The 1,500-nt window shown below is 57.7% G+C and carries 1 protein-coding gene; it reads left to right on the top strand.

The genetic code is table 11. The features are described 5' to 3' along the window. Window positions 1-1,500 (top strand): carbohydrate porin (locus tag FKW19_RS15105; RefSeq protein WP_150176401.1); only part of this gene is annotated, 1,500 nt, incomplete at both ends.

Genomic DNA, 1,500 nt, shown 5'->3' with positions numbered 1-1,500 from the left:
CTTAGCGCATGGTGAGGAGACGCAGATTGAGCAGGATCGTCGTCGGTTAGGCAATTCTGGGCCTTTGATTGAACAGATTGACCCGGCCACGGTGCGGGATTCCCAACGCGCATCCGAAGATGCGGCTGCCGAGAAAAAGGGCGATGACACACCCGACATGAGCGACCACCTGCTGGGCAACATGTGGGGCGCGCGTGACTGGATGGCCAAACACGGTATCAGCTTTGACATTCAGGAAATAGATGAACTGTGGGGCAACGCCACGGGGGGCTCGGCCTCGGGGGCTGATGGCGCCAGTGGATCAGGCACCGGCCCTGCCTATGATGGGGTAACCATGCCTACCCTGACAGTGGATCTGGAAAAGCTGATCGGCCTGAAGGGCGGCACGTTCAATGTTAGCGCCCTTCAGTTGCGTGGGCGCTCTATTTCGCAGGACCATCTGGCCAACTTCAACCCCGTCAGCGGGTTTGAGGCCGATCGTTCCACCCGTCTGTTCGAGCTGTGGTACCAACAGTCTTTTCTGGATGGCAAGCTGGACGTCAAGATCGGGCAGCAGGATCTGGATACAGAGTTCCTGATCAGTGATTACGGGGCGTTGTATCTGAACTCCAACTTCGGCTGGCCCATGGCGCCATCGGTCAACCTGTATGCGGGTGGGCCATCCTGGCCGCTCTCTTCCCCCGCCATCCGTATCCGTTACCGTCCAACAGATAAGTTCACCTTCATGTTTGCCGCAGCGGATGATAACCCGCCGGGCAACCGCAACAACTCCTTTGGTATTCAAAACGGGGGCAACAGCGCAGACCCCACCAACCAGAATACCCATGATGAGGATGGCGCCAACTTCAACATGGGCACTGGCGCCCTGCTGATTACCGAACTGCAATATGCCCTCAACCCCCAGCCTGATGACATGTCACATGTCACCAAGGATCCCGGCCTGCCAGGCATCTACAAATTGGGTGGGTATTACGATACCGCCAAGTTCCCTGATTATCGTTACAACAATCAGGGCAAGCCACTGGGGAGTGCGGCTGACACCACGGGCATTCCGCGGTGGGATCGGGGCAACTGGATGGTCTATGGCATTATTGACCAGATGATCTGGCGGCCCTCGCTCCAGTCTCCGCAGTCTGTGGGTGTCTTTGCACGCGCCACGGGTAATGGTGGGGATCGGAACATGATCAGCTTTGCCATTGATGCGGGTATCAACCTCAAGGCTCCGTTCAAGGGGCGTGACAATGATACGGTGGGTCTGGGCTGGGGCATTGGCCGGGCTTCTTCTGGCCAGCGGCGGTATGACCGTAACTCTGGTGCGCCTGTGCAGGGTAATGAAAACCATCTGGAACTCACCTATCAGGCGCAGGTCACGCCTTGGTGGGTCATGCAGCCAGACTTCCAGTATATCTGGCACCCCTCTGGCGGTGTAACAGACTGGACAGGCAACCGCCTCGTCGGGAACGAAGCCATCTTCGGGCTCCACTCCAATATCACTTTCTA

This window comes from Acetobacter sp. DmW_125128 (assembly GCF_008704325.1).
Lineage (GTDB): Bacteria > Pseudomonadota > Alphaproteobacteria > Acetobacterales > Acetobacteraceae > Acetobacter > Acetobacter oryzifermentans.
Note: the sequence above shows the minus strand (reverse complement) of the source record. Positions and strands in the feature narration are given on the sequence as shown.